20 protein-coding genes are annotated in these 19,021 nt (G+C 33.7%); all 20 read right to left on the bottom strand.

The window, feature by feature from the left end:
- Positions 1 to 85: 85 nt before the first annotated feature.
- The gene (locus tag J0871_RS10285) at positions 86 to 1,102 is read right to left on the bottom strand and encodes a glycosyltransferase family 2 protein (RefSeq protein ID WP_208225142.1); all 1,017 of its coding nucleotides are present in this window, start codon (positions 1,100 to 1,102) and stop codon (positions 86 to 88) included.
- A gap of 110 nt (positions 1,103 to 1,212) precedes the next feature.
- Complete coding sequence (locus J0871_RS10280; RefSeq protein WP_208225141.1) at positions 1,213 to 2,178, bottom strand: glycosyltransferase family 2 protein; 966 nt, start codon at positions 2,176 to 2,178, stop codon at positions 1,213 to 1,215.
- A 13-nt stretch (positions 2,179 to 2,191) separates the two neighbouring features.
- Positions 2,192 to 2,770 (bottom strand): CatB-related O-acetyltransferase, encoded by a 579-nt coding sequence (locus J0871_RS10275; RefSeq protein WP_208225140.1) that lies wholly within the window; start codon positions 2,768 to 2,770, stop codon positions 2,192 to 2,194.
- 10 nt (positions 2,771 to 2,780) lie between these two features.
- Positions 2,781 to 3,986 carry a glycosyltransferase gene (locus J0871_RS10270; RefSeq protein ID WP_208225139.1) on the bottom strand — a complete coding sequence of 402 codons (1,206 nt, stop codon included), beginning with the start codon at positions 3,984 to 3,986 and terminating at the stop codon, positions 2,781 to 2,783.
- A gap of 5 nt (positions 3,987 to 3,991) precedes the next feature.
- Positions 3,992 to 4,993, bottom strand: a complete 1,002-nt coding sequence (locus J0871_RS10265) for a glycosyltransferase (protein WP_208225138.1) — start codon at positions 4,991 to 4,993, stop codon at positions 3,992 to 3,994.
- On the bottom strand, positions 4,984 to 5,787 hold the full coding sequence (locus J0871_RS10260) for a sulfotransferase domain-containing protein (protein WP_208225137.1): 804 nt from the start codon (positions 5,785 to 5,787) through the stop codon (positions 4,984 to 4,986). Before J0871_RS10260 ends, J0871_RS10265 begins: the two co-directional genes overlap by 10 nt.
- Positions 5,780 to 6,742 (bottom strand): hypothetical protein, encoded by a 963-nt coding sequence (locus J0871_RS10255; protein WP_208225136.1) that lies wholly within the window; start codon positions 6,740 to 6,742, stop codon positions 5,780 to 5,782. The genes J0871_RS10260 and J0871_RS10255 overlap by 8 nt, the downstream gene beginning before the upstream one ends.
- A gap of 4 nt (positions 6,743 to 6,746) precedes the next feature.
- Positions 6,747 to 7,943 carry an ATP-grasp domain-containing protein gene (locus J0871_RS10250; RefSeq protein ID WP_208225135.1) on the bottom strand — a complete coding sequence of 399 codons (1,197 nt, stop codon included), beginning with the start codon at positions 7,941 to 7,943 and terminating at the stop codon, positions 6,747 to 6,749.
- Positions 7,943 to 9,001 carry a DegT/DnrJ/EryC1/StrS family aminotransferase gene (locus tag J0871_RS10245; protein WP_208225134.1) on the bottom strand — a complete coding sequence of 353 codons (1,059 nt, stop codon included), beginning with the start codon at positions 8,999 to 9,001 and terminating at the stop codon, positions 7,943 to 7,945. Before J0871_RS10245 ends, J0871_RS10250 begins: the two co-directional genes overlap by 1 nt.
- Complete coding sequence (locus J0871_RS10240) at positions 8,998 to 10,437, bottom strand: lipopolysaccharide biosynthesis protein (RefSeq protein ID WP_208225133.1); 1,440 nt, start codon at positions 10,435 to 10,437, stop codon at positions 8,998 to 9,000. Before J0871_RS10240 ends, J0871_RS10245 begins: the two co-directional genes overlap by 4 nt.
- A gap of 3 nt (positions 10,438 to 10,440) precedes the next feature.
- Entirely contained in the window at positions 10,441 to 11,304 is an 864-nt protein-coding gene (rfbA, locus tag J0871_RS10235; protein ID WP_208225132.1) for a glucose-1-phosphate thymidylyltransferase RfbA, read from the bottom strand.
- A gap of 52 nt (positions 11,305 to 11,356) precedes the next feature.
- A complete protein-coding gene (locus J0871_RS10230) occupies positions 11,357 to 11,737 on the bottom strand; it encodes a GxxExxY protein (RefSeq protein WP_208225131.1) in 381 nt (126 codons plus the stop codon).
- Between the two features lie 33 nt (positions 11,738 to 11,770).
- The gene (gene rfbB, locus J0871_RS10225; protein ID WP_208225130.1) at positions 11,771 to 12,823 is read right to left on the bottom strand and encodes a dTDP-glucose 4,6-dehydratase; all 1,053 of its coding nucleotides are present in this window, start codon (positions 12,821 to 12,823) and stop codon (positions 11,771 to 11,773) included.
- Positions 12,824 to 12,974: 151 nt separating this feature from the next.
- Entirely contained in the window at positions 12,975 to 14,231 is a 1,257-nt protein-coding gene (locus J0871_RS10220) for a GTP-binding protein (RefSeq protein ID WP_208225129.1), read from the bottom strand.
- Between the two features lie 86 nt (positions 14,232 to 14,317).
- Positions 14,318 to 14,668 carry a four helix bundle protein gene (locus J0871_RS10215; protein WP_208225128.1) on the bottom strand — a complete coding sequence of 117 codons (351 nt, stop codon included), beginning with the start codon at positions 14,666 to 14,668 and terminating at the stop codon, positions 14,318 to 14,320.
- 49 nt (positions 14,669 to 14,717) lie between these two features.
- A complete protein-coding gene (gene cysD / locus J0871_RS10210; RefSeq protein WP_208225127.1) occupies positions 14,718 to 15,623 on the bottom strand; it encodes a sulfate adenylyltransferase subunit CysD in 906 nt (301 codons plus the stop codon).
- A 1-nt stretch (position 15,624) separates the two neighbouring features.
- On the bottom strand, positions 15,625 to 16,233 hold the full coding sequence (gene cysC / locus J0871_RS10205) for an adenylyl-sulfate kinase (RefSeq protein WP_243870459.1): 609 nt from the start codon (positions 16,231 to 16,233) through the stop codon (positions 15,625 to 15,627).
- Positions 16,226 to 16,684, bottom strand: coding sequence for a DUF2061 domain-containing protein (locus J0871_RS10200; RefSeq protein ID WP_208225209.1), 459 nt, complete (start codon positions 16,682 to 16,684; stop codon positions 16,226 to 16,228). Before J0871_RS10200 ends, cysC begins: the two co-directional genes overlap by 8 nt.
- On the bottom strand, positions 16,674 to 17,471 hold the full coding sequence (cysQ, locus tag J0871_RS10195) for a 3'(2'),5'-bisphosphate nucleotidase CysQ (RefSeq protein ID WP_208225126.1): 798 nt from the start codon (positions 17,469 to 17,471) through the stop codon (positions 16,674 to 16,676). Before cysQ ends, J0871_RS10200 begins: the two co-directional genes overlap by 11 nt.
- A gap of 89 nt (positions 17,472 to 17,560) precedes the next feature.
- On the bottom strand, positions 17,561 to 18,958 hold the full coding sequence (locus tag J0871_RS10190) for a UDP-glucose 6-dehydrogenase (protein WP_208225125.1): 1,398 nt from the start codon (positions 18,956 to 18,958) through the stop codon (positions 17,561 to 17,563).
- Between the last annotated feature and the right edge of the window lie 63 nt (positions 18,959 to 19,021).

Genomic DNA, 19,021 nt, shown 5'->3' with positions numbered 1-19,021 from the left:
GCAAATGTACAAAACCTAAGTTTGGAATCTTCTTTTAAGCCCTTAAGAAATAGCTTAGTCCACCGGAATAAATACTAAAAAATTCTTAAAAAAATTTCCATCCAGCTTTAACTCGCTTTAGGGTTTGAAATAGTCTCACTATAATCCAGGACCTGTAATAATTTCCTTTATATATACTCCTAAGTATAAAATTATCGATTTTCTTTTTTGGAAACATGTTGGGGTCAAAAGGTTTTTCATTCTCCACTAAAAATTGGGCTGTGTTATAGTATTCCCTTTTTGATGAAGATTGATCTTTAAGAAGTTGAATTATAAAAGAATATTTCCTTCTTAATTTAATAAGGTCAAGGTCCAAAAAATCAAGTTCTTCCCTAAATCTCCCTAGTTCCCGGAAAAAGCATTTCAGATTATGATATTTTTCTATACTTATCCCCTGGCTTAAGCCGGTTTCATTTAATCGATTATAAAAATAAATTGCATCAGGTATAATAAATACCTTATTAAGGTAAAGTGAATATTCTATGACTGCCAGCAAATCTTCTGACAATCTTAAGTTAGGATGGAACTCAATATTATTTACCAGGAAAATTTCTTTCCTGAATAATTTACCCCAGAGCACCCCGCTAACGCCGTTGAACAAATTAGCTTGAAAACTTCTTTTATCAATGCTTTTAGTAAAAACTTCGGGCTGAAAATCATGTAATTTTAAACCTTTTGGATAGTCGCGATTTACCTCATAATAACCCGCACAAACCAGATCGATTATTGGCTTCTGCATTGGGGTAACTAATTTCTCGAGGTAATCTGGACGTAACCAATCATCGGCGTCTATAAAAGCTAAGTATTTTCCTTTAGCTTCTTTTATCCCAAGGTTCCTTGCCGATGAAGGACCGGCATTGCTTTGAGTAAAGTACCGAAACCTATTATCCGATTTCATAAAATCTAGTATGATATTTTCAGAGTTATCTGTAGAACCGTCATTAATTAAAATGACTTCAAAATTTTTATAGTTTTGAAGTTTCACGCTATCAAGACATCTAATGATGTACTTTTCTGCATTAAATACCGGAATTATTAAAGTTATTTCCGAATCATTACTCATTTGTGAGATGAATTTTAAAAGAATTCGTGATAATAAAGTTATAAACTAAAAATGCTTAAGTAAGCTGAAAAATCTTTTCCCCAAAGAATAGGCAATTCGAAAAAATTGCATCAATTTAACTTCCTAAGCTTAAGAAAAAGTAACAAGTAATTTTTTAGCCCAATTATTTTAATTACAATTAATTTTACTTTTTCACTGATTGAAGAGTTTAATTTAACCATCCAAAAAATTGAATAAGAAAACCTTAACAAAATTTCAGGAATTTGATTGAATTCACGATAATTATAATTAAAAGCTTGGGAAACATAAACGTTTACAATCCTAATATAAATTTTCAATTTTGCCATTTCCAAACCAGGATATTCTAACAAAGTTGAAAAAATATGCAAACTTACCTTTTGAGTATCCAGGTCTTTCTTTAAATTATGAGCAGATTGTGTTGTAGAACCGGGTCTATAATGATAAAAGTAAATACCTTGCGCTGACAGGTATATTTTTTTACTTTTTCTTAAAATATCTACAAGGAGATAATTATCTTCATACAGCATCCCTTCATTAAAACGCAAATTTTCAAGCAGTGTTTTTTTAAATATTTTATCACAAACTATCCAGGTAATATCCCCTAACTCAATCCAATGTTTAAATATTTTCTGAGAAGTAATTATTTGTCTCCCTGAATTAATTTTTAATTTTTCATTAGCATTTCCATAATTAAAAAAAACAGGAACCTGTACTATTTCAAGCTCTGGATCTTTAATAAAATGTTTTAAATTTTTAGAAAAAAAATCTGGAGAGACAGTGTCATCTGAATCCACAAAGGATAAGAAATCACCCGTCGCTTTATTTAAACCTAAGTTTCTTGCCGATGCTTGACCACCGTTTTCTTTTTTAAAAAGTTTAAACCGGGCATCTTTTTCTGCAAAAGATTTCGCTATTTTAAAGCTACTATCTGTTGAACCATCATCTACTAATATGACTTCCAGATTTCCATACACCTGGTTACCTAAGCTAGTTAAACAAGCTTCCAGAAATTTTTCTGAATTATATATAGGAACGATAACTGAAATCTTATTCAAAACTATTCTGGATTTATTTATTCAAATTTCGAAGAAAAAAATCTGAATTTTGAACAATTTTTTCGTCATCCCATTCCCACCATTTTGACTCTAAGAGCTCATCAATTACTTTCTTTGAAAAACGATATTTTAAAATTTTAGCAGGATTACCCCCAACAATTGCATAGGGCGGAACATCTTTAGTTACAATTGCACCCGCACCAATTATTGCACCAGTTCCAATAGTAATCTCAGGTAATATAATTACATTATCTCCGATCCACACATCATTTTCTATTATATTCTTTCTCTGTTCTATTTTATAAGGATATTTACCAAAATATTTTTTATAAAAATCAAATTCAATCGCTGGGTAATCGTAATAATGATTTGATAATATAACTGTTACATTTGCCCCTAAGGCACAAAAACCTCCAATCTCTAAAACTCCACCTTTACCCTTCACTACGAAGTTACCATTTTGAACTGAGTCTCTTCCTTTACTTATAATTTGCCCCTGAGACCTTATCGGGTATGGAGGCTGTGCTTTTGGTTTAGAGTTTTCTTTTAGAAAGTACAGTAATATTCTTAATCGATGAAAGATACCATTCATATTTGATATTTTAAGTGTTTAATAGATTACTCAATTTACCAACATCCTTAAAAGAGTTATTCTTCTCTAAATTGGAAAAAAAAGAGAATTTCTGAATAAGCATAGGGTCATCAAGAAGTTTTTTAATTCCATTTAAAATACCCTCCACATTATTTGATACAATAAAACCATCTACTTCATCACGTACGAACAAATTTGCACTAGCAACAGAAGTAGTTATAATTGGTTTTTCTAAAATTTTCACCTCATGCATTACAATAGAAGCACCTTCGGTTCTTGATGGTACAACATATATATCACAATTTTTTATAAAAGGATAGGGATTCATTTTATTTCCCAGTAAGATTAAGTAATCTTCTATACCTAGCTTATTTATTTGTTCTTTAATATCATTTTCTAGATCCCCGTCACCAACTAAATACCATTTGAAATTATATCCTTTGTCTTTTAGCATTTTTACTATTTCAGGGATTCTATCCTGCCCCTTCAATGGATCCAACCTTCCAACTGTTAACAACCTGAAACCAGAAAAATCATCATTAAAAGATTCTCCCTGCGCTGCTAGCTTTTTAATTCTATCAACAGGAACAATGTTTCTAAAAACTTCAACTTTATCCTTTAAATTTGGGAACATTGAAATTATAGACTCTTCAACATCCTCTGACACACCATAAATCCTTTCAAATTCGGAATACAATTGATGAGCAAATTTATGATTTGGTGAAATGTGATGTTTAATATCCCCGTGAAACCATATCAACTTCTTACTTGCCCTGATTTTTTTAGAAACAAAATATGGAATTATCATGTCAAGTCCCCTAAAAGATATTGCTATATCAGCTTCATAAGAGTTCTTTACCTGGTTCAAAAAAGCTTTAAAATTAAGATGCCATAAATCCTGTTTCGAAAATTTAATTCTCAAAGCTCTAATTATGGCACGAAAAGATTGTGAAAATTTACCTTCTCTAAGTAGCTTAATTGCAGTCTTCAATGGAGGTTCTGAAAGTAGAAAACTCCATTCTTCATATTCTTTAAGGGCTTCAACCTCTACCCAGTTTGGAATATCATTAAACAATTTGCCACCTGGACGTAACAATAAAAGTTTTACACTGAATTCAGTAAACTCTAAAGCGTCTAATAGAGCTAATAAAGCCTTTTCAACACCCCCCATATCCATATACCCATGAACAATAATAATTTTCTTGGATTTTTGCATAACTCCTAACTTTTAGGTATTATTTTTCTAAATAATAATGACAGATAACCTTTTACTGAAATATGATATTTCACTAATTCGATGTTCTTATAAAATATGTTAATGCATTTTTTGTATTCCGATATATTTAAGTAGTGTGAAAAAATCACTAAACAATAGTCGTTTATCCGTTGAATGTCTTTTTCAGAATATTCACACTTAATAAATTTATTTATAGCATATATATGCGTTATTTGTGCCTCAGCATTTTTATATAATTGCGACACTCTCTGCATCGCGCCACCGCTATGAACTCTATATACGGCATATACTTCATTCGAAACATACGCCAAATTTCCCGGTTTATTGGATAGAAGTGATATGTAACTTATCCAATCTCCAAATAACTTAAATTCAAATTCAAATGTAGATCTTGATATGTTACGGAACATTACAGTACAGGTATATACTTTATTTACAGTGTAAAACCCTTTAATATCATAAGTTTTTGATTCTAAAGTACTATATGTTTCTTTTACTAAATTATTATCTTTTAATACTTGTGCTTTACCACTATGTATAATATAACTTGGGTTGGATTCTAAAAAATCTACTTGCTTTTGAAGCTTATAAGGATCTGTCCAGTAATCATCACCTTCACAAAGAGCAATATACTCACCTCGAGCTGTAAGTAAATTAGTCATAAAAATAAACCTGCCCGTTGGACTGCCCTCAATAGCAATGTTATTTTCTCTATGGTGCAAAAACAGTCTTATTTTATCGGGGTATTTTTCAGCATAATGAATACAAATTTCTCGAGTACCATCGGTTGATGCATCTTCACCTAAAAGTATTTCATATTCAAAATTGGTTTCCTGCATCAAAATACCATCTAAACATTCTTTGATATATTTAGCATGCTGGTAAGACTGTACACAAACCGAAACTAATGGATTTTGAGTTACTGAATTAGGCTCTTCAACAACTGGTTTATTTTCAAATTTTTGTTTAAATTCTTCTAAATCCACTTAAAAACTTTATTTAATTCCTGAAAATCTGTATCGGCCTTTATCTCGTCAATAATAAATTGAGGAAGTTCTGTTTTCCATTTATCATCTTTAGACTTTTTCTTAAAAACGGAATAGGCATCTTCATCATCTTTTTCTGAAGACTTATTCAAAAAATCTTTAGTCTGTGTTTTCATTTCAAGATCACAAAAATTAAAAAGTTTCTCAACTTCAGCCTTCTTATCAGTTAAGAGTATATTGTAATCCAGTAAGTAAAACCTTTCAGGATATTCATCCTTTAATTTTAAAAATAAAAAAGCGGCTTCTTTCCATTTTTTATAGCCAAAATAATTTGATGGTTGTTTTTTATTCTTTTTCTCAGCCATATTCCATTCGTCCTTAACGCTCCAATTGGAACTAAACTCTTTAGGAATATTTAACCAGGAGTTAATCACACCAAAAGGAGAACGAATCAAACCAATAACCTTTATATTAGAATTGGCCAATAAATTATTTATCACATTGAGAAAGTGAGTTTCTTTAAATACTAATGTTCTAGGCGTCTCTTTATGAAAAGAGACCCCTTTTTTACTACTTATAGTTAATACTCCCTTGACAAAAGCATCATTTGTATTTAAAAGTTCTTTAAAAAAAATATTAATATCTTTTTCAGAATCATTCTCCGACAGGCAATAATTAAAACTATAGGCAAAATTAGGTTGGAATCTAAATATTATTTCAGGATGACTATTAAATATTTGACCAACCCAAGAAGATCCAGAACGCGGTACTGAAAAAATTGCAACTTTATTCATTATTTATCAAATCAATTATTACCTGCATATCAGCCTCATTATACCTTTGGTCAATAGGTAAGCACACTAAGTTTTCGGCTAAAAATTTTTCAAAACTATTTTCTTTAGTCCACGTTAGAACATTTGGCCAATAAGTGGGAATAAATATTTTATTTTGAATGAGTTTCCTTTTTAAAGAGTGACCATCTTTCAATAGAAGTGGATAAACTAATGGAACTGCATTCTTATCCAGATTGAGCTGTAATAAATTTATCTTATTTAAATATTTCTCTAAAAACTTATAATTATATCTCCGTATTCTTATGACATCATCATAAGCAATATTTTTTAATAAATTTTGCGTCAACACGGACATTCTCTTTATAGATTGATTCTTTAATCTGGCTTCATTTTTTTGATATAATTTATAAAATTTCTGTGCTCCCATATCTACTCTGCCTAGTAAATGTTTCATATTATTGTATGAAATATCAGGCTTTAAAAATTCGGAAATTTTTCTTTTAGAATATAAATATCCCCCATCGCTCACTCCAAAAAACTTTCTGGGAGAATAAAAAGTATCCACATCTAACAAAGCTCTAGCAAAAAAAGCCTGAGAATTATCTACAATAATATTTTTACATTTTGAGCGGATCGCCGCTATGTCATTACCCACTAAACCGAAATAATTGTTGTAGACAAAAGCTTGGTTATTCTTCACTTTTTCATAATTAAAATCAGGTAATAAATGATTGTTTATATTGTAAAATTCATAATCAATATTTAGCTTTTTAAGTGGCTCAATCATTGCATCACAAGTAAAATAAGGAAGATAAATGTGATTATAATTATTAACTTTTAAAATATATTCAAATGCATTTCTTCCCGTATTTAAAGCAATAGCATCTCCGTGGTACTCAAACCCATTATTTAGTTCAAGTTCAAAATAACCTCCTATTTCCTTTGAATTTGACATAAAATCACTTAAAAATAATTCTCACCAATTTATCTCTATTTTCTATCAAATTATCAACTTGTTTTTTCTCATTAAAGTTAAAAACCAAAGTTCCAATAGCATAGTTTGCAGCTAAAAATGAGTATACCTTTCCCCCTTTTTTTACCCAAAGATCTTCCTCTACTAAAAATTTTTTTACTGTCTCATCTATTTCAAGTTTATGAAAATTGCCTTCCCTATTACTATAAAGAATCAATTCAGTCCAATTTCCCTTATAAGATTTACTTTGGGGTATGGTAAAGTTTTCTCCCATCGCAGCTTTTATAGCATATTTTATTAAATTCAAACCGGTGGAATATTCTACCATCTCAGACAATCTATTTCCCCCACCTCTGGGAGCCATTTCCATTATATAAGCCTTTCCATCTTTACCCTCTCGAACTTCCACATTATACAATGACGTTTGTAAGCCTAATAAGTTAATTAATCGCTGTAATTCATTTGTCAATTCCTTCTGATTTTTTTCACTAATAATTGAAGGCCAACTATATGCTGAGGGAGTAAAAGGATTTTTTGAATCTATGTTAAAATATTGATTGGAAAAAGTTACAATCTTTAATTCTCCATTAATTGAAAAACAATCTGAATCGGACGGGTTCCCTTCTGCTTCAATAAATTCTTCAATAATAAAAGTATCAGTGATAGAATGTTCTTTTGAATAATTTACAGCCGATTCAAGATTTTCAAAATTGGTGACTTTAGTAACCCCCTTGCTGCCAGCTGCATCAACAGGTTTTACAATAACTGGTAAATTGAATTCCGTAATTTCATTATTAGCTTCAGAAAACTTTTTATATGCTTTTGCCTTAGGCACTGTAAAGTTGTGCTCCTTTAAAAACTCTCTAAACAGCCCTTTGTTTTGAAGAATTTCAACTGATTTTAACGGACAACCAGGTAAGCCCATCTTTTCAGCTACGTAGGCAGCTGTTAATACCCCTGGATCAACTGCAAATGACATAATTCCTGTAATTTGGAGTTTCTGCGCAAGGACTAGGACTGCTTCTCGATCTGTTATACTAACATTATGATATTCATCAGAAAACTTATGAGCTATATTTTCAGGTATATAATCACAAGTAATAGTATAATATCCTAAACTTTTTGCTTCCTTAATTACAGGAATTAAATATCTAAGTCCTCCTAGGAGCAATAATTTCTTCATTATAAGCTTTTAATAATTTTAAATAATACTTCAGGTTCTAATTCCTTATAAAGAGGCAAACATAAAACTCTAGAAGCAATGTTCTCTGAAACGGGCATTCTATCCCTATTCACATAATCCAACAAGTTCAAAGAAGGATAAAAATACCTACGTGGATAGATTTCCTGTTCGTTTAATTCTTTTTTTACATTTAAAAGTTTTGCTTCATTTTCAAAGATCACCGGATAGTAGCTATAATTCCAATTGGTCCTTTCACGTATTTTTAGTTTTTGAAGTTTTGAAAAATCCAGGTTTTCATTATAAAAATCCACTATTTTTTTTCGAGCTTCTAAAATTTTATTCATATAGGGTAGTACACTTAAGCCCATCGCCGCTTGCAATTCACTCATTTTGGCATTGATTCCTACCCCATAAAAATCTTCCGGGCCATTATGGCCAAAATTATGACTGTAAAAAAGTTTATGATTCAAATCTTCATCTCTGCAAAACATTGCTCCGCCTTCCCCGGTATGGAACAACTTGGTTGCGTGAAAACTGCAAGTACTTACATCACCATAATTAAATATACTTTCCCCTTTATATTTTACTCCATAACAATGGGCCGCATCATAAATAACCTTTAAATTATATTTTCTCGCAATTCCTTCTATCTCTTCTACATTACAGGGATTTCCAAAGACATGAGTTGCCAGAATAGCCGTAGTTTTTTTAGTTATAGCAGACTCAATTTTAGTTTCATCAATTGTGAGATACTCCGGGTGGATGTCTACAAACACCGGCGTACAATGTTCCCATACAATGGCTGAAGTTGTAGCTACATAACTAAAAGGCGTGGTGATCACCTCTCCTCCGGCCAAAACTTTTAAGGCAATTTGAAGTGGCAAGGTGCCGTTTGTGGTTAAGGTTATATTTGTAACTCCCAATTCAGCTTTTAGGTTAGCTTCCAGCTCCTTAACCAATTCACCACGATTGGTAAGCCATTGGTTATCCCATATACGTTGCACCTGGCAATGATATTCTTTAATTGGGGGGAAAAATGTTTTTGTTACAGGGATCATTTTCGTTTTATTAGAAGTATTAATTCAGAAGTTGCGCTCATTTTTAAAAGGAACGAGCTACCAAAATAACAGATGCAACCCACAAGGCTACCTAGAAGCAATCTAACCAGATCATAATTTTTTGCAGTTGGTATTAATAAGTCGAACATAAAAAGTATAGCACCACAAATAAGAGCAAGGCCTATATATGGTGCCAAATCTTTAGTTTGTTCCCAGGCTGAATAATTAATAAATTTTCCTGAATAACGAGTATTGATAAAAAAAGCCATAATGGATGTAAACACACTGCCATAAAGAAGAGCAAAAATACCAAAGTTAACAGACACTGCGAGTACGACCACAATTAAAGCTTTCTTAATTATCTCCAGTCGAAGAAAAAGATCACTTCGCCCTAACACATTTAAAATATTTAAATTATAGCCATTTATAGGATAGAGTATACCATTGACACATAGGATTTGAAAATAAGGAACCGCCGGCAACCATTTATCCGTTAATAAAAACCGGAATAAGGGTTCCGCAAGCACGGCCATAAAAATCAAGGTAGGAGCTACAAGATAAATAACCATTTTCATTATTTTGGCATATACCCTTTTAAGCCGTACCGTATCTTCCTGGATAGATGCAAACAAAGGATAAGTTACTTTTCCTAAAACGACTCCAATATTTTTAACCGGAAATTGTTTTAGAGAATCAGCCCGATTATAATATCCCAACTGGGTAGCCGTGAAAAACTTCCCTATCATAATTGTATAGGCATTAGTAAAAAGTACATCCAGAAGTCCTGACATAGTAAGGTTTAACCCAAACTTAAAATGATTTCTAAACTTTTTCTTGCTAAAAACCAAAGAAGGCCTCCATTGAGACCATAACCAATATTGAACAGATTGCAAAAATGCCTGAATTAAAGCCATCCACACCAAACTCCAAACTCCAAAACCTGAATATGCCATAAATATTCCAACTGCGCTACTTATAATTAGGGATGGAATTTTTATAAACATTTGAGTTTTAAAATCCATTTTCTTGGTAAGCCTGGTAACCTGGACAGCAGAAAAGGCGTTGAATACAAATATCAAACAGTAAAGCCTGGTGATATTTATCAAGATTTCTCTCTCAAAAAAGTCAGCTATAAGGGGCGCGGCAAGATATACCAGCCCATACATTATTATACTTCCTGCAAGATTGAAAAAAAAAACCGTAGAAAAATCTTCCTGGTCGGGATTCTTTGTCCTAATTAAAGACTGGCCCAAACCTCCATCCATTAATACGGCACCTATCCCCATAAAAATACCAATCATGGCTACAAGTCCAAATTCTTCCGGTTGAAGCAATCTTGCCAGGATAATAGAAACCAGGAAAGAGATTCCCTGTACCCCAAATTGTTGTGAAAATGTCCAAAACACCCCGGATAGGACTTGCTTTTTTAAAGGCATCTATTATTTTTTTGTAAATTCTTTAATATACCTTCCATATTTAGATTTGCCATATCTATTAGATAAAAGCCTTAATTCAGATTCAGAAATAAATCTTCTTTGATAGGCAACCTCTTCAATACAACCAATCATAGTACTTTGTCTGTTTTGAAGTACCCTTATGAACTCTGTGGCATCATCAAGTGACTCTACTGTCCCGGTATCAAACCAACTCATTCCCCGGGTCATGACCCCTACTTCTAACTCTCCGGCCTGGAGGTACATTTCGTTAATGGCTGTGATCTCTTTCTCTCCCCGAGCTGATGGCTCTACCTTTTTTGAATATTCCACCACGCGGTTATCGTAAAAATACAAGCCCGGTACTGCATACCTGGATTTTGGTTCTTTCGGTTTTTCTTCAATGCTAATTACCTTATTATTTTCATCAAATTCTACCACCCCATAGCGTTGTGGATCTTTTACCGGGTAAGCAAAAATTGCCGCTCCATGAACATCAACTTTGCTACGCAAAAGACTTCCAAAGCCATTTCCATAAAAAATATTATCACCCAAGGCCAATGCTACTTTATCATTTCCAATAAAGTCCTCTCCTATAGTAAAAGCTTCGGCCAAACCATTGGGCTCTTCCTGTACAGCATATTCAAAATTGCAACCCAAATGAGATCCATCTCCCAGTAGCTTTTTAAAAGCCTCCTGATCATGTGGAGTGGTAATAAATAGAATTTCATTGATCCCGGCAAGCATCAGAATTGATAATGGATAGTAGATCATTGGCTTATCGTATACCGGCAGTAATTGTTTGCTCACTGCTATAGTAATAGGATATAATCTTGTTCCACTTCCTCCTGCTAATATTATTCCTTTCATGTTAAATACGGATTACGTGGATTTAAACAGATTCCACGGATTCATTTAGTCATTAATTAGTGTTAATAAATCGTTTCCAGGTTAAACTGGATTGTCCAAAATTAATTAATAAACCTAAGGGGTAATTTGTAGATTTAAGATAATTTATGGTTTGCGCCTCCGTGTCTTTATGTAAAAATGAAGCGGCTTTTATTTCAACCACTATTTTATCAAAACAGATAAAGTCGGCAATAAAATATTTTTGCAAAGGTGCACCATTATAATACACTTGCAATTTCCTTTTACTATCAAAATCAACCTCCTGATTTTTAAATTCTTTTTCTAAAGCTTCATGATAAACGGATTCTAAAAAACCGGCACCTAATCCTTTATGTACACTCATACATGCCCCTATGATCTTATATGTATTTTCCTCGAATAATAGTTTACCCATATCAGTGAAATCCGTTTTAATCCGTGAAATCTACTAATTATATTGTTTATCATAATATTCCTGATACTTACCGGAAGTCACATTCTTTAACCACACCTCATTTTCCAAATACCAATCGATGGTTTTCTCCAGACCTTCTTCAAAGGTCACGGAAGGCTTCCATCCAAGCTCTTTATTGATTTTAGACGCATCAATAGCATAACGTTTATCATGACCAGGCCTATCTTTCACATAAGTTATCAATTTGGCTGAATCTCCCTCATTTCTATTTAACTTCTTATCCATTATTTCACAAAGCAACTGAATCAGATCAATATTCTGCCATTCATTAAAGCCACCAATATTATAGGTTTCCTTAATTTCACCTTTATGAAAAGCAAGATCAATAGCTTCTGCATGGTCCTTCACAAAAAGCCAGTCCCTGGTATATTTTCCATCTCCATAAACCGGAAGCTCTTTTTTATTTACAATATTATTGATAAATAAAGGGATTAGTTTCTCGGGAAATTGATTAGGCCCATAATTATTGGAACAATTAGAAATGATATAAGGAAGCCCATAAGTTTCACCATAAGCTCTTACAAAATGATCTGAACCGGCTTTTGAAGCCGAATAAGGGGAATTTGGATCATAAGCAGTTGTTTCTGTAAACAAACCTGTTTCTCCCAGGGTTCCATATACCTCATCGGTACTAATATGGTAGAAAAGCTTATTCTGAAAATTATCTTTCCAGTTTTCCAGGGCTGCATTTAAGAGATTCATGGTCCCTATTACATTAGTCTTTACAAAAGCTAAAGGATCACTTATAGACCGATCTACATGTGATTCTGCTGCAAGATGAATAACACTATCAAATTGATGCTCTTTAAAAAGAATATGTATTAAATCAGCATCATTAATATCTGCTTTTAGAAAAGAATAATTATCAGCCCGTTCAATATCTTTTAAATTTTCCAGGTTGCCCGCATACGTAAGGGTATCGAGATTATAAATCTTATAATTCGGATATTTATTTACAAGTAAACGAACTACGTGAGAGCCAATAAAGCCTGCCCCTCCGGTAATAAGAATTTTTTTATTTCTCAAATCGGTATATTTCTAAGTTTCAAAAGTAGGTTTTCTCTATAGTTTTAAACCCTAAATTAATCTTAATATAGTTCCAACAATTTTTAAATATGATGCTAACAGTAAACACTTTAATCCATGCAATTCGCTAAGAATTCGCTAAAATACGGTGTTACACTACCATCCCCGCCGCAACAGTTTCGTTGGTGTTTTCGTCAATTAATATAATACTACCAGTATTTCGGTTATCCCGGTATGAATCTAACATTAATCTTCGGGTAGTTCTAATCTTCACTCTGGCGATATCATTCATCTCGAGATTTTTATCCTCACTATCTCTTTCAAAGCTGTTAATATCCATCTTGTAAACTACTTCTTTTATCATCGCCCTTTCTTCATTTGAAGTATGCAATATGGTGTATTTTGCACGGGGTTTTATAGCATCATTGTTCAACCAGCAAAGCATTACATCAAACTCCTGTTCTTGCTCAGGTTGGTTGTTCTTCTTAACGATCATATCACCCCGGCTTACATCTATATCATCTTCTAAAGTAATCGATACAGACATGGGGGCATAAGCTTCTTCAACTTCCTCCTCTCCCGCATTGATCGATTTTATCTTAGAAGTAAATCCTGATGGCAATACGGCGACTTCATCTCCAAGCCTATAAATTCCACTGGCAATTCTTCCTGCATAACCTCTGTAATCCCTAAACTCCTCACTTTGGGGCCGTAAGACAGTTTGCACTGGAAAACGCGCATCGATCTTATTAATATCACTGCTGATATGAAGATTCTCCAAGGTACTTAATAAAGTTCCGTTTTGATACCAATTCATATTTTCAGAACGGTTTACCACATTATCCCCCTTTAAAGCACTAATTGGAATAAAGCGTACATCCTTCATCAACAGTTTTGAAGAAAATTCTTCGAACTGGCCAATAATTTTATTATAAACTTCCTCTGAAAAGTCTACCAGATCCATTTTATTGATACATACAATTAAATGAGGAATATTTAGTAAGGACGCAATGAAGGAGTGTCTCTTTGTTTGCTCAATAACCCCATGACGTGCATCGATGAGAATCACAGCAGCATTAGCAGTTGAGGCTCCCGTTACCATATTTCTCGTATACTGAATATGACCAGGAGTGTCTGCAATAATAAACTTTCTTTTGGGCGTTGTAAAATAACGGTATGCCACATCTATTGTAATGCCTTGTTCCCGCTCATCCTTTAGTCCATCTGTAAATAATGCCAAATCAACCCCTTGATGGCCTTTTTTCGCGCTGGTATTACTTACCGATTCCAACTGATCTTCAAATATAGATTTTGAATCATAAAGCAAACGACCTATAAGGGTGCTTTTTCCGTCGTCTACACTCCCGGCAGTTGTAAATCTTAGTAGTTGGTTGTTATTTATCTCCATGTTTTTTATGCTTTAGGCCTCAGGCTTTAAGCTTTAGGCCAAAAATGTATTTTAGTTGTCGATTAAAGTCTTTGATATATAAAATATCACTGTAATCTTTGACTTAATCTGTATAATTTTTTCTTTATTTCATTGACCTCATCAAAACAAACCTCAAATGTTCGCTCATCAATAAATTTTAAGTCTTTGCTCAGTATGAAAAAGTATTCTAATTCATGAGCTGAACCAAGTGAAATCTGCACAAACCTATTAAAGTCTTTGTCTGAACCTCTTCCACAACCTTCACTAAAATTAGAAGGTATTGAGTAAGCAGCTCGCTGCATTTGAGAAATTAATTGATATCTCTCTGAAGGAGGAAAAGAAGAAGTTATTTTATAAACACGCAAAGTCAAATCATGACTTAATTTCCAAACATCATATTTCTTAAAATCTCTCATTATTGACAGTAGCTGCTATAGCTTATTGCATAAAGCCTATAGCCTCATGTTAAAAATACCCCTGCTTTTTTCTATCTTCCATAGCGGTTTCACTACGTTTATCATCTGATCTATCTCCTCTTTCGGTTTTCCGCATAGCCGAAACTTCCAGGGCTATCTTATCAAGCGTATCGGCATCAGATTCTATACCACCGGTAATGGTAATATCGCCAAGGGTTCTAAACCTGATCTTCTTTTTTTCTATCTTTTCACCTTCCTCAAGTTTCAAGTATTCAGAAACCGGGATCCAGGAATTACTACGAAAGACCACCTCACGCTCATGCGCAAAATATAAGGAAGGAATACTAATATTTTCCCTTTTGATATAATTCCAAACATCCATTTCAGTCCAGTTACTAATTGGGAACGCTCTAAAGTGTTCGCCTTCAAAATGTTTTCCATTGAGTAGGTTCCATAACTCCGGACGCTGGTTTTTAGGGTCCCATTGCCCAAAATCGTCGCGATGGCTAAAAAACCGTTCTTTAGCACGGGCTTTCTCTTCATCCCTTCTTCCGCCTCCAATGGCGCAATCTATCTTATTCTCTTCTATAGCATCCAGCAGCGTGGTGATTTGCAAAGCGTTTCGCGTGGCATTCTTCCCTCTTTCTTCGGCTACACGTCCCTGGTCTATAGATTCCTGAACAGAGCCCACTATTAATTTAACGCCCAGTTTTTCAACTAAATCATTGCGAAATTCAATGGTCTCAGGGAAATTATGCCCGGTATCAACATGCATCAGGGTAAAAGGAATTTTACTGGGGTAAAAGGCCTTTTTTGCCAAATGCGTCACTAAAATAGAATCTTTCCCTCCCGAAAAAAGGATGACAGGATTCTCAAATTGCGCCCAAACTTCACGCAAAATATAGATCGCTTCCGATTCTAATTCGTCTAAATAGTTTAAATAATATTTACTCATCTTACTTTATTTCAAGTTTCTTTTGAAGCAGTTTAAAAATTCTATGGGTAGCTTCCTCTAAACTTTCTTTTTCTGTATTTATCTCGATATCCGGATTCACAGGATTTTCATAAGGCGCATCAATGCCCGTGAAATTTTTAATCTCCCCTGCACGGGCTTTTTTATACAAACCTTTTACATCACGACGTTCACATTCCTCCAATGATGTATTTACAAAAACCTCTATATAATTACTTCTACCTATAATACCCTTAATCATTTCCCTGTCTTTTTCTAAAGGAGAAATAAATGAGGCAATTATTACAGATCCTGATTCTACAAAGAGTTTTGCAACTTCCGCAATTCTTCGAAGATTTTCATGTCTATCTTCAGCGCTAAAACCAAGATTATTATTTAATCCTTTTCGAATATTATCTCCATCTAACGAAAAGGTTTTGATTCCCTTTTTAAATAATTCATTTTCAACAAGATTCGCAATCGTGGACTTCCCAGAGCCTGATAGACCGGTAAACCACACTACACAAGAATCGTGGCCATTAAGTTTATTTCTATCGGTTTTTCCGATGTAAAAATCATGTGGAATGATATTATCCATATTATTACTATTCATTAACAGTTTGTTCCTGTAACTCCCTTTTTCTTTCTTTTCGTTTCTCGAGGCCATAATCTATCTTATACCACCCCCTTTCATGAAAATAATATAATATCATTTTCGTAACCACTTCGGCTCCGCCAACCTTTAGTCCCACCACAGGATTACCCGAGATTATCCAAGCAAGAATCATAGTATCAAGGGTTCCTACAATTCTCCAGGTTACTGTCTTAGCAATATGACGTTTTTTGCTATCCCCATTTTTAGTGATTCCCGCTCTAATTTTAAACCATACTCTTTCGTGCAGGTAATAAAAAAGCATTTTAGTAACCACCTCTGCAAAACCAATTTGTAAACCGGTTAAGGGATCCCCGGAAATCAACCAAGCCAAAAGAATTGTATCTATTGTACCGATAATTCTCCAGGTAATGCTTTTAGCAATATGTCTTTTATAAGATTTATCCAAGATTAGATATCAGGAAATAATTATTCAACAAATTTTCTCTGTTATATTTCAATTCTTCTGAAGTTTCTTTATCAATAACATTTAAACCTACAGCCTTACAAATAGCATGTCCAGCTGCGGTGTCCCATTCCATGGTGGGTGCAAATCTTGGGTAAACATCCGCCTTGCCTTCAGCTAGCAGGCAAAACTTTAAGGAACTTCCCTTAGAAACTATTTCTACCTCTTTATTATACTCATTTTCAAGGTTCTCAATATAATCTAGCGTATCTTGATTCATATGAGAACGACTACCCACAACTTTTATTTTATCTCCAACTAAAGCGGGAGTAATTGGATTAAAATTAGATTTTTGGAAAAGAAACTCTCCGATATTAATAACACCTTTAAAGCTTTCTTGACTTAGCACATCTCCGAAGTAAAGCTCATTCTTAGCAGGCACATATATAACCCCAAAAACAGGTTTCTGGTTTTCAATCAATGATATATTAACTGTGAACTCCCCATTCCTTTTAATAAATTCTTTTGTTCCATCTAAAGGATCAACAATCCAGCATTTATTCCAATCTTTTCTTTCTGAAAACTCAAGCTGTTTATTTTCCTCACTTATAATAGGAATCCCGGTAGGTCTTAAAAACTTATTGATAATATTGTTAGCACTTTTATCTGCAATAGTGAGCGGTGATTCATCTGATTTTGATTCCACTTGAAAGTCTTCAGTCTTATAGATTTCCATGATTTTATGACCACTCTCAATGGCTGCATTAATTGCAATTTTATAAACCTCTTTCATTCTTAATTTTTAAACCGGCAAATTTATAGCTTTATTACTGTAATCCTAGTCCTAAACAAAACTTAACATCTATTTTATTTAGTTTTTAACTAGCTACCAATTGCATAAAACTCAAACCCAATATTCTCTTTAGTTTTTCTGTCCAACAACCTTCTTCCATCAAACAAAAAGGCAGGTTTTAGCATTCCTTCATATATTTTTTGCCAGTCTAATTCTTTAAATTCATCCCACTCAGTTAACACCGCTATGGCGTGAGCATCTTTAGTCGCTTTATAAGCTCCGTCTACCACTGTTACCCTGGCTCTATTTTCTTCTGAAGAACGGGTATTCAAATAATCTAAATCGGCATAGATCTGTTCTGTTTTTACTTTCGGATCATACACTACGATCTCGGCCTGTTCGTTCAACAAATAGTCTGCCACATAAATGGCTGCCGATTCCCGGGTATCGTTGGTGTCTTTTTTAAAAGCCCAACCCAGTAACGCAATTTTCTTTCCGGAAACAGTGTTAAATAAGGTTTGCACAATTTTAGCGGCAAACCTTCTTTTTTGATGATCATTCATAAGAATGACCTGCTCCCAATAGTCGGCTACTTCGTGTAAACCAAAAGACTTAGAAATATAAACCAGGTTTAAAATATCTTTCTGAAAACAGGAACCTCCAAAACCTACTGAAGATTTGAGAAATTTTGAACCAATCCTGGAATCCATCCCTACAGCTTTAGAAACTTCGTTCACATCTGCACCGGTTTTCTCACATAATTCACTCATTGCGTTTATACTGGAAACTCGTTGCGCTAAAAAGGCGTTTGCGGTAAGCTTAGATAATTCAGAAGACCAAACATTCGTAGTTAATAATTTTTCTCTTGGCACCCAATGCGCATAAACATCTACTAAAGCATCTACCGCTTTTTTCCCTTCAGTAGTATCAATATCACCTCCTATAAGCACACGATCCGGATTCATCAAATCATCTACCGCGGTACCTTCTGCTAAAAATTCAGGATTGGAAAGAATTTGGTAATTTACACCGTTCCCTGTATTATCAAGAATATTTTTTAAAGCTTCTGCTGTACGAACCGGTAAAGTAGATTTCTCTACTACTATTTTGTCGGTCTTAGAAACTCTTGCTATCTGTCGCGCACAAAGTTCTATATATTTAAGATCGGCAGCCATTCCTTTCCCAATACCATAAGTTTTGGTTGGCGTATTCACCGAAATAAAGATCATATCGGCCTTATCGATTGCTGCATCAACATCAGTAGAAAAAAATAAATTTCTATCGCGAGCTTCTTTTACTACATTCGATAAACCTGGTTCATAAATTGGAATATTCTCTACATCTTCATCATTCCAGGCTTTTATTCTCTCCTCATTTATATCTACCACGGTTACGTTTATTTCAGGACATTTTTGAGCGATTACCGCCATTGTAGGCCCGCCTACGTATCCAGCTCCTATGCAACAGATGTTTTTAATTTGTGTCATTAGTATTTTATATCTTCTAAACAGGTAATTGTTTGCTACAACTGCTTCACTTCGTTACTACTT

The organism is Salegentibacter sp. BDJ18 (assembly GCF_017579965.1).
Lineage (GTDB): Bacteria > Bacteroidota > Bacteroidia > Flavobacteriales > Flavobacteriaceae > Salegentibacter.
Note: the sequence above shows the minus strand (reverse complement) of the source record. Positions and strands in the feature narration are given on the sequence as shown.